Origin of the sequence: Brevundimonas sp. CEF1, from assembly GCF_051353055.1 — a bacterium.
Taxonomy (GTDB): domain Bacteria; phylum Pseudomonadota; class Alphaproteobacteria; order Caulobacterales; family Caulobacteraceae; genus Brevundimonas.
Map to the genome: position 1 here is coordinate 904,647 of NZ_CP195593.1, position 13,224 is coordinate 917,870.

Below are 13,224 nucleotides of genomic sequence, written 5' to 3' on the forward strand. Positions count from 1 at the left end.
TTTTTCACCGTCTGATGAATATTGCGGTCTTATCCGTCCATAAAGCGGGCGAGCGGACGGAGCAAGCGTCGTCGGCGACCTTGGCGGTTGACCCTGCCCATAATCTTTCGTCAAACCGGAGAAAGCCGCGTTCAAGGCGAAGTTTCGGGGAAGAAACCATGCGCAACACGATCCTGAGAGCCGCTCTGCCGGCGCTTGTCATCCTGGCCGCCGTGCCGGCTCTGGCCCAACCCGCCTCGGCCCAGACCGTCGGCGCCGCGCCGACCTATCAGCAGCCGCCGCAACCGATCGCGCAGATCCTCGATTCCAAGCCCAACCCGACGGCTAGCCTGAGCCCCGATCGTCAGACCTTGTTGCTGCAGGATCGCGCCAACATGCCGACCATCGCCGAACTGGCCGAGCCCATGCTGCGTCTGGCTGGATACCGCTTCAACCCGCAGAACAACGGCCCGGCCAACAGTCGCGCGAGCTGGCTGACCGGTCTCAGCTTCCAGGCGGTCGAGGGCGGCGTGGCGCGTCCCGTCGCCGGTCTGCCCGCCAACGCGCGCCTGACCCATGTCAGCTGGGCGCCGAACGGCAAGGCGGTGGCCTTCCTGGTGAATACGCCGAACGGGCTGGAATTGTGGACCGCCGACGTGCCCTCGGCCCAGGCGCGCCGCCTGACGGGGCCGACCGTCAACGCCGCTGCTGGGTCTGGCTATAGCTGGCTGCCGGACGCCTCGGGCCTGCTGGTTCAGGCCGTGCCCGCAGGTCGTCGCGCCGCGCCCGACGTGACGCGCCCGCCCTCGGGCCCGACCGTGGCCGAGACCGGCGGTCGCGCGGCGCCGGTGCGCACCTATCAGGACCTGCTGACCAATGCGGGCGACGAGGCCCTGTTCGACCACTACTTCACCAGCCAGCTGACCATCGTGCCGCTGAACGGTCGCGCACGCACCATCGGCCAGCCGGGCGTCTTCCTGAACGCCTCGGTGTCGCCGGACGGCCGCTACATCCTGCAGACGCGGGTCAAGAAGCCCTACAGCTACGTCGTGCCCGCCAGCCTCTTCCCGGCGGACGTGATCATCACCGACCTGAACGGGCGTGAAGCGCACCGCGTCGCCGACCTGCCGCTGCGTGACAATGTGCCGACGCCGTTCGACGCCGTGGCCCCCGGCCCGCGCTCGGCCCAGTGGCGCGCCGACGCCGACGCCACCCTGGTCTGGGTCGAAGCCCAGGACGGCGGCGATCCGCGCAACGCCGCCGAGGTGCGCGACCGCGTCTTCATGTTGCCCGCGCCGTTCAATGACCGCCCGCGGACGCTTGTGGATCTGAAGGAACGCTATGCCGGTGTCCTGTGGGGCCGCGATGACGTGGCCATCGTCAACAGCCGCTGGTTCAACACCCGCCACGAGACTCGCACCCTGGTCGATCCGTCGAACCCCGGCGCAGGCCGCGTCCTGGTCGATCGCAACTATCAGGACCGCTACAATGACCCCGGCGCGGTGGTGCTCGAGCCGAACGCGCGCGGCCGTTCGACTATTCGCTTCACCGCCGACGGGTCCAAGGTCTTTGTTGAGGGCGACGGCGCGACGCGTCAGGGCGAGTATCCCTTCCTCGACACTCTGGACCTGAAGACCGGCGAGACCGAGCGTCTGTGGCGTTCGGCCCAGGGCGAGTACGAAACCGTCGTCGGCATTCTGGATGATGCGGGCCGCAAGCTGGTCACCTATCGCGAGAGCCGCACCGATCCGGCCAACCTGCGTCTGCGCGACCTGGACGGCGGCGTGACCCAGCTGACCCAGTTCCCCGATCCGGCTCCGCAACAGGCTGACGTGAAGAGCCAGCTGATCACCTATACCCGCGACGACGGGGTCCAGCTGTCGGGCACCCTCTATCTGCCGGCCGGCTACGACAAGGATCGCGACGGCCCGCTGCCGCTGGTGATGTGGGCCTATCCGGCCGAGTTCACCGACGCCGCCGTGGCCGGTCAGGTGGTGGACACCGACAACCGCTTCGTGCGCCCGACCGGCATCAGCCATCTGTTCCTGCTGACCCAGGGCTATGCGGTCCTGGACGACCCGACCATGCCCATCATCGGCAAGGACGGGGCTGAGCCGAACGACACCTACATCGAGCAACTATCGGCCAGCGCCAAGGCGGCGGTGGATGCGGTGGTGGCCCTGGGCGTCGCCGACCGTGACCGGATCGCCGTGGGCGGTCACTCCTATGGCGCCTTCATGACGGCCAACCTCTTGGCTCACACCGACCTGTTCAAGACCGGCATCGCGCGGTCGGGCGCCTACAACCGCACCCTGACGCCCTTCGGCTTCCAGGCCGAGCAGCGCTCCTACTGGGAGGCGACCGAGACCTATACGGAGATGTCGCCCTTCACCTACGCCAACAAGGTCAACGAGCCGATCCTGCTGATCCACGGCGGCGCCGACGACAATTCCGGCACCTTCCCGGTGCAGTCCGAGCGCTTCTATGCGGCGCTGAAGGGCAATGGCGCGACGGTGCGTTACGTCGTCCTGCCGCTGGAAGCTCACGGCTATCGTGCGCGGGAATCGGTCGGCCACACCCAGTGGGAAATGGTCACCTGGCTGGACCGCTATCTGAAGCCGAAGGCGACGACGGCGGAGTAAGTCGCTTCTTTCCTCCCCACTCTGTGGGGAGGGGGACCACGAAGTGGTGGAGGGGGCGGCGCAATCGTCAGCCGTGGAGTCGCCCCCTCCGTCACGTCGGCTGCGCCGCCGCGCCACCTCCCCATGGAATGGGGAGGAAAGAGGTTATTTGTCCCATTCTGGCACATCGCCGTAGAGGCCCGCCAGAAACTCGATGAAGGCCCGTACCCGGTTTTCGGCGCGCGCACGCCCGGCGGTCAGGGCGAAGATCGCGACATCTGACGCCCCCGCATACTGCGGCAAGACCCGCAGCAGCCGCCCGTCACGCAGCTCGTCCCCCACGTCCCAGGTCGAGCGCAGGGCGATGCCGGTCCCGGCCAGCACCAGTTCGCGCGCCACCTCCGACGAATTGGTCCGCACCCGGCTGCGGGCGCGGAAGGTCACGGGGCCGTCCGGGCCTTCCAGTCGCCAGGCAGACTGGTTCTCGGCCGCCAGCTGGGCGTGGGTGCGCAGGTCGTCCAGCGTCTGCGGCGCGCCGTGTTCGGCCAGATAGGCGGGGGCGGCGCAAAGGACGCGGCGGTTCGGGGCCAGCCGGTGCATGGCGGGATCGCCAGCCTCATAGCTGCCGATGCGCACGGCCACATCCACGTCCTCGGCCATCAGGTCGACGAAGGCGTCGGTCAGGTTCAGTTCCAGCGTCAGCCGGGGGTGGGCGTCCAGGAAGGGCGTCAGCAGCGGGGCCAGCCGCCGCCGCCCGAACGAGGTCGGCGCCGAGACGCGCAGCAGGCCGCGCGCCTGGGTGGTGCGGCGCGACACCAGGGCCTCCAGATCCTCGACCCCGTCCAGCAGTTGCATGGCGCGGTCATAGACCAGCCGCCCGGCCTCGGTCGGGGCCAGTCGCCGCGAGGTGCGCTCGATCAGGCGCACCCCCAGCCGGTCCTCCAGCCGCGCCAGCCGTCGGGAGGCCACGGCGGGGGACAGGTCCAGGCGGCGGGCGGCGGCGGACAGGCTGCCTTCCTCCAGCGCCCGAACAAAGATCTCATACTCGGCCAGCATGGCGCGGTCTCATCATTGCAATATTGGCAAAGATAACCGTCGATCTTCGCCGTGGCTAGGCGGCGGGCGCCGGGCTAGGCTTCAGGCTCAAGGAGAACCGCCATGTCCACGACCTATGTCCGCCACGGAAGCCTGAGCGTCGCCGCCGAACTGGACGCCTTCGTGCGCGACGAGGCCGCGCCGGGGACGGGCGTCGCGCCCGACGCCTTCTGGGCCGGGATGGAGGGGCTGCTGGGCGACTATGCGTCGAGGAACCGCGCCCTGCTGGCGCGCCGCGACGACCTGCAGGCGCAACTGGACGACTGGCACCGCGCCCATCCGAGCCAGCCGGACCCCGAGGTCTATCAGGCCTTTCTGCGCGAGATCGGCTACATCGAGCCGGAGCGGACGGACATTCGCGCCGAGACGGCCAACGTCGATCCCGAGATCGCCAGCATGGCCGGACCGCAGTTGGTCGTGCCCCTGACCAACGCCCGCTACCTGCTGAACGCCGCCAATGCGCGCTGGGGCAGCCTGTATGACGCCCTCTACGGCACGGACGCCCTGGGCGAGGCGCCCAAGGGCGGCGGCTATGACGCCGAGCGGGGAGGCAAGGTCATCGTCCGCGCCCGCGCCCTGCTGGACCAGGCGGCGCCTCTGGTCGAGGGCGGCCATGCCGAGGCGGTCGGATACCGCGTCGAGAACGGGCGGCTGGTCGTCGCCCTGTCCGGCGGGCGGACGACGGGCCTGGCCGATCCGACGGTCTTCGTCGGCTATGCGGGCGAGGCGGCGGCCCCTTCGGGCGTCCTGCTGCGCCACAACGGCCTGCATCTGGAGATCGTCGTCGACCGCAGCCACCCGATTGGCCGCAATGATCCGGCGGGCGTGGCGGACGTGATGGTCGAGGCGGCGCTGTCGGTCATCGCCGACGCCGAGGACAGCGTCGCGGCGGTGGACGCCGATGACAAGCGACTGGTCTACGCCAACTGGCTGGGCCTGATGCGCGGCGACCTGTCGGCGGGCTTCGTCAAGGACGGCCAGACGGTGCAGCGGCGCATGAACGGCGACCGTTCCTATACCGCTCCGGACGGCTCGGCCTTGGCCCTGAAGGGGCGCAGCCTGCTGATGGTCCGCAACGTCGGCCTGCACCTGACGACCGACGCGGTGCTGGACGGGGAGGGGCGCGAGGTGCCCGAGAGCCTGATCGACATCGCCATGACCGGCCTGATCGGCCTGCACGACCTGAAGCGTCCGGCGGATCAGCGCAACAGTCCGGCCGGCTCCATCTATGTGGTGCGACCCAAGATGCACGGCTCGGAAGAGGTCGCCTTCGCCGACGCGGTCTTCGGCGCGGTTGAGGCCATGGTGGGTCTGCCGCCGCTGACGCTGAAGATGGGCATCATGGACGAGGAGCGCCGCACCAGCGTCAACCTGGCCAACTGCATCGCGGCGGCCAGGGGGCGGGTGGCCTTCATTAACACCGGCTTCCTGGATCGCACCGGCGACGAGATCCATTCGGTGATGGAGGGCGGGCCGGTGGTCCGTAAAGAAGCGGTTCGCAACACCAGCTGGATCAAGGCCTATGAAGACCGCAACGTCGACATCGGCCTGAAGGCCGGGCTGGCGGGGCGCGCCCAGATCGGCAAGGGCATGTGGGCCGCGCCGGACCGCATGGGCGAGATGCTGGCGACCAAGGCGGGCCACCCGCGGGCCGGGGCCTCGACCGCCTGGGTCCCGTCGCCCACGGCGGCGACCCTGCACGCCCTGAACTATCACGAGGTCGACGTCTGGGCCCGCCAGGCCGAGATCGCCGAGCGTCCCGCCACCGGCCTGACGCCCCTGCTGACGCCGCCATTTGCGACGGAAACGCCCTCGGCCGACGAGATCCGACAGGAGCTGGATAACAACGCCCAGGGCATCCTGGGCTATGTCGTGCGCTGGATCGATCAGGGCGTCGGCTGCTCCAAGGTGCCGGACATCCACGACGTCGGCCTGATGGAGGACCGGGCCACCTTGCGTATCTCCAGTCAGCACCTGGCCAACTGGCTGCGCCACGGTGTGGTCACGGAGGGCGAGGTGAGGGCGGCGCTGGAACGAATGGCCGTGGTGGTCGATCGCCAGAACGCGGGCGATGCGTCCTATCGCCCGCTGGCTCCGGCCTTTGACGGTGCGGCGTGGAATGCGGCCTGCGATCTGGTGTTCAAGGGGCGCGAGCAGCCCAACGGCTACACCGAACATCTGCTGACCGCCTGGCGACGTCGCGCCAAGGCGGGTTGAGGATGACGCGGCGTACCGTCGCTGTCCCAAAATGAAGCGAAAGCTTGTCAAGGCTGAACGTCGCTCCTAGAACTGCGATCGTTAACGTTTCATTAACCATTGCAGCCAGGGCTGACGCCGCATCTGCTGGGTTTGTGTGCCATTTTGGGATGGCATGCCTCTTGGAACGCTGACCAACGAACCCCTCCTGGTGGCGGGGATGCGCTTGGGGAGGCGAATCGTGGGCTGGCTCGGGAATGCTGCATATGCACGCGTCGCTCTGACCGCATGCGTGATCGCGCTGTTGGAACTCGCCCAGCCATCGGTTGCATTGGCCTATGAAGGGCTGCCTGGTGCGGCCGCCTATGCCCCCGAATTGAGCGTAACCCTGGCAGGGCGGATCGATGACCACTGCGCCATCTCCGGCGGAGGAGCCATGGCGCTCGGGGAACTGACACCCGGAGAGTCGGTGGCGGCGGATTTCTCGCTGGATTGCAACGTCCCTTTCGACATTCGCATTGCGTCGGCGAATGGCGGGCTGACGCATCTGACCAAGCCTGATGGCGAAGGTCCGTTCGCGGGGCGTCTGCCATATGATCTGCAGGTTCGCATCCCGACGCTCAACCCTGGCGCATCGTCCCTGACCGGTTCCTTCTCCAGCGCAGAGTTGAGGGGCGAGGCGATCATGAGCAGCGGTCAGGCCGTAGCTGCGGCGGGGCGCAGTCGTTTGGCGCTGACGACCAGAAACGTGCAGGGCGCAGGATTGCTGGCTGGCGACTATTCCGAAATTTTGACTATTTCAGTCGAGCCGAGAATGTAAAATTCTACATACTTCACGATGCTTTTTGAACTGATTTCTATCAGTAGTAGTATTTAAAACCATTATTTCAGCATTCGATAGCAGTTTGTGCGTTTAATATTCTCTTTTTTGGCTAATTTGTTTGCCGTGCTGAATGTAAAATTCTAACATCGTTATCGGATTGGGGTGGATGTGTCCCGATCATTGTTTTCAAGCAGGAGGCTAACAATGAAAATGGTATCGCTTTTCGCGACTGCTGCGGCTGTCGCTCTCATCGCTGGTTCGGCTTCGGCTCAGGCTGTGACTGAAACGAGCTATGTGAATCCGGCCAATGCCGGAAATTCGGGAACTGTCGCCGAAGAACTGACCGCGACCTTCTCGATCTCGGGTTCGGTTTCTCCGTCGTGCATTCTGGGCAATGGCGACGGCGATTGACGTGCCCCTGAGAATTTCCTCCACGCGGAGCTAGAGTCCGGCCCTTGAAAGGACGGACGGAATGAAACGAGCGAGATTCACGGAAGAGCAGATCATCGGGATCCTGCGGGAGAACGAGGCCGGCGCCAAAGCGGGCGAGCTGGCGCGCAAGCACGGCGTGTCGGAGGGCACGATCTACGCCTGGAAGGCCAAGTTCGGCGGGATGAGCGTGTCGGACGCCCAGCGCCTGCGCGCCCTGGAAGACGAGAACGGCCGGCTGAAACGTCTGCTGGCCGACGCCATGCTCGACAAGGCGGCGCTGAATGATCTGCTCTCAAAAAAGTGGTAAGGCCCGCGGCGATGCGCCAGGCCGTCGCCCATCTGAAGGCGGCGTTCGGCGTCAGCGAGCGGCGGGCCTGCTCCATCATCAAGGCCGATCGCAAATCGGTGCGCTATCGCTCCTGCCGTCAGCCGGACACGGCGCTGCGGGAGCGGCTACGCGCGCTGGCTGTGGAGCGGCGACGGTTCGGCTATCGGCGGCTGTTCGTGCTGCTGCGACGTGAGGGTGAGGCCTCGGGCAAGAACCGGATCTACCGGCTCTATCGCGAGGAAGGCCTGACGGTGCGCAAGCGCCGCTCACGTCGTCGCGCCATAGGCACGCGGGCGCCGATCCTGGTCGAGGCCAGGCCGAACGCCCGCTGGTCGCTGGACTTTGTGCACGACCAGTTCGCCACGGGCCGCCGCTTCCGCATTCTCAACGTGGTCGACGACGTCACCCGCGAGTGCCTGGCGGCGATCCCCGACACCTCGATCTCGGGACGCCGCGTCGCGCGAGAGCTGACAGCGCTGATCTCTCGGCGGGGCCGTCCTGCCATGATCGTCAGCGACAACGGCACGGAGTTTACGTCCACGGCCATCCTGGCCTGGGCGCAGGATCAAGGCGTCGACTGGCACTACATCGCGCCGGGCAAGCCGACCCAGAACGGGTTTGTGGAATCCTTCAACGGGCGGATGCGCGACGAACTGTTGAACGAAAGCCTGTTCTTCGGCCTCGACCACGCCCGCCAGAAGGTCGCCGCCTGGGCGCTGGACTACAACACCCGCCGGCCGCATTCATCGATCGGCTACCTCACCCCGGAGGCTTTTGCCGCCAGTCTGACCGCAACAGGCCGACCCGCTGCGCAGGATGAAAGCTGCGCGGTCCGGCCTGTTGCTCATCCCACGCTGCGAGGCGTAACTAACCCAAGGACTCTGGTCGCCGCTGGATGAAAATTCAGGGGCACGTCACGATCTGGATGACGTCAACTTCGGCACGCTGGGCATCTATGGCGATGCCGCCAACGGCGTGGACAACGCCTTTGAAATGGTCGGCGCGAACAGCAATGGCAACTCCAGCACCAATGCTGCGGGCTGCAATACCTCGAACCGCCTGACGCTGACGAAGACCAACGGCACCCAGGGTCTGCTGAACGCCGACGCCGCCGCCGCTGGTTGGGATCCGAACGTCTTCCAGGCCAACATCCCCTACAGCCTGGGCGCCGTTTACACGGCCGGCAGCCCCGGTCAGGAGGGCGTTTCGGCCAGCGGCGGCAAGTTCACCGTCAGCACCACCGAAGCCAGCGACTCGCGTGAGAACAACGCTTGGCGCAGCGGTCTGGGCATCCGCGTGGACATTCCTGCGGCCGCCAAGGCCCTGGTCGCCGGCACCTACACCGACACTGTCACGGTCCTGATTGAAGTGATCTGATCCTGTCGGGTCGAAATGAAAGCGGGGAGGTCCGCCTCCCCGTTTTCTCTTTGTTTGGCTTTGAGTTTCTACATAACGCTGTCGGTCCAGCGAGGGGCAGGGATGACGATGCGTCGATCTGTGAATTTCATGCGTGGGTTGTCGCTGGCGGCGGCCGTTGTCGCCTTTTCGCTCATGTTGATTCCGGTCGCCAAGGCGATGCGTCTGGCTCCGATGGTCGCCGAGATGTCGACGTCCGGAAGCGGCGCCACGGCGCGGATCGAGGTCGGAAACGTCGGTTCTCGCGCCATGCCGTTCGAAACCGCCATCACGCGCGTCGAAATGGATTCCGAGGGGCGGATCACCGAAACCCCTGGCGATGATGATTTTTTGGTCTTCCCGCCTCAGGGACTTGTGGCCGTCAACGGGCAGCAGGTCGTCAGGGTGCAGTGGGTCGGCCCGCCCCTGGAGCAGACGCGCGCCTATTATCTGGCGGTCAAGCAGTTGCCGGTCGAGACCGACCCGACCGCGATCCCGGACACGCAGAGCGCGATTTCCGTCAACGTCCTCTACACGATGAAGACGCTGTTGCTGGTGAGCCCGCGAGGGGTCACGCCTGATGTGAAGGTGACGTCGGTTTCGCCGACGGACGTGACCACTCCCCAGCCCGAGATCGATCCGTCGCTTTCCGTGACCGACCTGCCGGCTCCGGTTTCGACGCCGGGCGTGAAGGTCGAAGTCACGAACCAGGGCGGGCGGCACGCCATGATGAGTGGAGCGACCTGGATCATTGAAGGCACCTCCGTGTCGGGCGAGTCCTTCAGCCGTCGTTTGAGCGGAACGGAAGTCTCGCAAATGGTCGGCGTGGGCTATGTCCCTGCGGGCGGCGGCCGGCGGGTGTTTGACTTGCCGCTGGGGGTCGCGCTGGATCCGGCGAAGCCGATGACGGTGCGCTTCACGCGATGACGGCGACATGGCGAGTTCTTGCTATCGGTTTGCCGATCGGCATGGTTTGTCTGGGGCAAGGCTCGGCCAAGGCTCAGGCTGCGAGCGATGTCGAAAGCGCCCAATCGACGATTCAGGACGCGGCGAAGTCTGCGAAGCCGGATCTGAACCCCTATGATCGGGACATCAATCTCACTGCGCCGCTTCAATTCAACTCGCGGATGCTGGGCGAAATCGACGTCCTGCTGACAAAGGACGATGATCTCTACGTCGATAGCGAGAGCTTCCGGCGGCTGATTGATCCGCTATTGACGGTGGAGGCCCAGGCGCAACTTCGACAGGGCTTGGGCTCTCTGACCTCGTTCACGCCCGAGCAGATCGAGGCACTGGGCATTCGTTTGGAATATGATCCCCAGCAACTGGCCATAATGGTTTTGCGGATCGATCCCTCCAGGCGAGCGGTCGAGAATATCTTTCGCGAAAGCCGACGAGACGAACCGGGTCAGACCCCTGAGAGCTTCTCTGCCTATCTGAACACCAACGTCGCCCTGGTGAAGCGGTCGGACGAAAGCGGCTTTGACAAGCCGTCGGTGTTTCTCAACGGGGCTGTCCGAGCCGGGAACGTCGTCTTTGAGGCCGATGTTCAGGGGCGCGAGAATTTCAGCGACGACAGCTATGAGATGTATCGTCGCTACGCGCGGGTTGTTTATGATCAACCCGAACATTACCGCCGATTTTACCTGGGTGACCTCGATCCGGAAACGAGAGGCCGTCAAGGTTTTGCGCAGATCGGCGGGGTCGGGGTCGTTCGTCAGCGACAGAGGTTCGACAGCTTCCGCTCCAACGCCCTGGTGGGCAATCGTCAGCTTCTGCTTCAGGAAAATTCAACGGTCAGGGTGCTGCGTAACGGCGTGCTGCAGCGCGAATTGGTCCTGGATGCGGGCCAGTATGATGTTTCAAACCTGCCTCTCGAAGTCGGTAGCAACGAAATAGAGCTGGAAGTCGTCGGCATATCGGGACTTCAGAACAGCGTCCGCTACAGCGCCTATTTGGACGTCATCGATCTGGAGCCTGGCGACTATGAGTATGGCGCCTTCCTGGGGCTCAATAGCGATTTCGCCTTCGGCTCCCCATCCTATGACGATGGAGAGCTGGTTTTCAGCGGCTACTTCCGCAAGGCCTTCCTCGATGCGCCGGCTGTCGGTGTCGGCTTGCAGGCGACCGAGGCCGTGCAGACCGTTTCGGCCCAATCCCAGCTGGTTCTCGGATCAGGCGCCAGGCTCCGGTTCGACGGTGCGGCTAGCAATGCTGACACAGGGACCGGTTACGCCCTGGGCTTAGGCCTCGATTATATTTTCGATCAGGGTGTTCAACTCGACAGCCTTACGATCAGCGCCGACTACACTTCCGAGGATTTCTCAGTCCTCGGCAACGAGGCAGGCGTGAACCCCATATCCTGGCAGGTGTCGGGCAACTATACGCGCGTCTTCGATCAGCGTTGGACGGGCAGCGTGGTCGGCAGCTACCGCATCAGTCGGCAGGTCGATCGGGGGGACGGCTATTCGCTGAACCTGATCAGCAACTATCGCATCAATCCGCGCTGGTCCATTCAGGGGGGCGTCGAGTATGTGAAGACAGGCAGCAAAAGTCCGTTCAGCAATGACGGGTTCGGAGTCAGCTTTGCTCTGGTCTGGCAGCCGGGCGTCGATCGCAGAGCCGAGGCGCGCTATAATTCGGCGCGCAATTCTGGCAGCGTGCGATACAGTAAAACGACTGACAATCATGTCGGGGCTTACGGCTATTCTCTAGCGTCGACCTATGAGGACGGTCCAGGCTCTCTGTCAGGCCAGGTCGATTACATCGGCAACCGGTTCGCGGCCAACCTGTCGCATGGCGCCTATGGCCAGAGCTTCAGTGATATTGGCGATCGACAGATTACGACGCTGCGCCTTGGGTCATCCATAGCCGCCGTTGGCGGCTCATGGGGGATCGGTCGCAATATTTTCGACAGCTTCGCGATTGTCCGCCCCCATCCGTCGCTCGACAGCCCTGTCATCGTGGGCGACACCCTGGCGCAGGGGCGCTATGTCGCTCGGAGCGGGCCCCTCGGCGGCGCAGTGGCCAACAATCTGATTTCCTACGTCAACCAGAGCGTTCGGCACGACGCCCTGGACCCGCCCATCGGCTATGACACGGGCGTCGGGACCTCCCGCGTCTTCCCGGCCTATCGTTCGGGATATGAGATCGTGGTCGGGCGTGCGGACTTTGTCAGTGCTGTCGGTCGGTTGGTCGATCGCAGTCAGCGCCCCATCGCCCTGACGTCTGGCCGCATCCGCCCGGTCGACGAACCGAACGCCAAGCCGGAACTTTTCTTCACCAATACCGCTGGACGTTTTGCGGTCCAGAACCTGACCCCTGGCCGGCGTTATCTGGTCGAACTGCCTTCCATCGAGCGCGCGTTCGAGATTTCGGTGCCGGAAGATTCCGATGGACTGCTGGATCTCCAGCAGGTTTCTCTGTCTGTGGAGATCGCCAATGACTAGGCTTGGTTTGAGGCGCGGCGCCGCTCTCGGCGTGGTGGCGGCTGTGTGGTCTGTGGCGGCTGCCGGCGCCGCCAATGCCGATTGCCGTCTGACCATTACGGCACCCCAGGACTACTGGGTCATTCGCCATGATCCCTATGCGCAGGAGATCGCGCTGGGCGAATTCGACCTGATGCTGACCAATGAGGGTGACGCCAACTGCGTCGGCCAGATTCAGACGGAAACCCTGGGTGAAGCCTTCGGCATGGTCCGATCTGAGGATGTCAGCCGCATCCCCTATGCGTTGGTGGACGAACGAAACGGCACGGATGTCACGCCGCGAGCGGGGGCGAGCGCGCGGCGGGCTTCGGCCCGTCCCGTCTCGCTGGCGCCCGGCGACCGAGAAATGCTTCGCTTCAGTCTGGTGGTGTCGCCGGAAGCCGCATTGGGGGACGGGGACTACACTCAGAATCTGGTCTTCGCGGTGAATACGCCCGACGGCATGCCGCTGGCGGAGCGCCTTGTGACGGTCGGTATTTCCGTGCCTGCGGCGGCGCTGATGGGTTTGAAGGGCGCGGTTCAACGGACAGGCGCCGGCGCGACCATCGATCTGGGAGAACTGACCGAGGGGCGACGCGCTCTGGGGGCCTCGCTCTATGTGCTTAGCACGCGTGGTTACGCGATCGGCGTTTCGTCTGACAACCAGGGCAAGTTGCGCCTGGCCGCTACCGATTGGAGCATTCCTTACGGCCTGGCGCTGGGCAGCGAAGAGGTAAACCTAGTGCAGGGTGACGAGGTCCGAGTCGCTTCGCGTCGACCCAGGGTCGATGACTACCCCTTGTCCATTCAGATTGGAGACACGTCGAACCGGCGTGCGGGCGAATACACGGACACGCTGCGGTTTACGATTTCGCCCTTCTAGCAGGG

General features: G+C 65.0%; 10 protein-coding genes. 9 read left to right on the forward strand and 1 reads right to left on the reverse strand.

Annotated features, from left to right (window positions below):
* Window positions 1-158: 158 nt before the first annotated feature.
* Window positions 159-2,621, forward strand: coding sequence for a prolyl oligopeptidase family serine peptidase (locus ACR9FL_RS04730; protein WP_436357423.1), 2,463 nt, complete (start codon window positions 159-161; stop codon window positions 2,619-2,621).
* Between the two features lie 144 nt (window positions 2,622-2,765).
* On the opposite strand, the gene ACR9FL_RS04735 is transcribed toward ACR9FL_RS04730, so the two are convergent.
* Window positions 2,766-3,656 carry a LysR family transcriptional regulator gene (locus ACR9FL_RS04735; RefSeq protein ID WP_436357425.1) on the reverse strand — a complete coding sequence of 297 codons (891 nt, stop codon included), beginning with the start codon at window positions 3,654-3,656 and terminating at the stop codon, window positions 2,766-2,768.
* Window positions 3,657-3,758: 102 nt separating this feature from the next.
* Here ACR9FL_RS04735 and ACR9FL_RS04740 point away from each other — a divergent pair, with 102 nt between their 5' ends.
* From ACR9FL_RS04740 to ACR9FL_RS04775, 8 genes are all read left to right on the forward strand, one after another.
* Window positions 3,759-5,912, forward strand: a complete 2,154-nt coding sequence (locus tag ACR9FL_RS04740; RefSeq protein ID WP_436357427.1) for a malate synthase G — start codon at window positions 3,759-3,761, stop codon at window positions 5,910-5,912.
* Between the two features lie 271 nt (window positions 5,913-6,183).
* Complete coding sequence (locus ACR9FL_RS04745; protein ID WP_436357429.1) at window positions 6,184-6,711, forward strand: hypothetical protein; 528 nt, start codon at window positions 6,184-6,186, stop codon at window positions 6,709-6,711.
* A gap of 207 nt (window positions 6,712-6,918) precedes the next feature.
* Window positions 6,919-7,125, forward strand: a complete 207-nt coding sequence (locus ACR9FL_RS04750) for a hypothetical protein (protein ID WP_436357431.1) — start codon at window positions 6,919-6,921, stop codon at window positions 7,123-7,125.
* A 61-nt stretch (window positions 7,126-7,186) separates the two neighbouring features.
* Window positions 7,187-8,373 (forward strand): IS3 family transposase gene (locus ACR9FL_RS04755; protein WP_138141362.1). Its coding sequence is split into 2 segments (ribosomal slippage): window positions 7,187-7,448 and window positions 7,448-8,373, totalling 1,188 coding nucleotides; the frame shifts between segments, so codons are not numbered across the junction.
* Between the two features lie 76 nt (window positions 8,374-8,449).
* Window positions 8,450-8,851 carry a hypothetical protein gene (locus ACR9FL_RS04760; RefSeq protein WP_436357432.1) on the forward strand — a complete coding sequence of 134 codons (402 nt, stop codon included), beginning with the start codon at window positions 8,450-8,452 and terminating at the stop codon, window positions 8,849-8,851.
* Window positions 8,852-8,953: 102 nt separating this feature from the next.
* Window positions 8,954-9,796, forward strand: a complete 843-nt coding sequence (locus tag ACR9FL_RS04765) for a fimbria/pilus periplasmic chaperone (RefSeq protein WP_436357434.1) — start codon at window positions 8,954-8,956, stop codon at window positions 9,794-9,796.
* Window positions 9,793-12,318 carry a hypothetical protein gene (locus ACR9FL_RS04770; RefSeq protein WP_436357436.1) on the forward strand — a complete coding sequence of 842 codons (2,526 nt, stop codon included), beginning with the start codon at window positions 9,793-9,795 and terminating at the stop codon, window positions 12,316-12,318. Before ACR9FL_RS04765 ends, ACR9FL_RS04770 begins: the two co-directional genes overlap by 4 nt.
* Window positions 12,311-13,219 (forward strand): hypothetical protein, encoded by a 909-nt coding sequence (locus tag ACR9FL_RS04775; protein ID WP_436357438.1) that lies wholly within the window; start codon window positions 12,311-12,313, stop codon window positions 13,217-13,219. Before ACR9FL_RS04770 ends, ACR9FL_RS04775 begins: the two co-directional genes overlap by 8 nt.
* The last annotated feature ends 5 nt before the right edge of the window (window positions 13,220-13,224 follow it).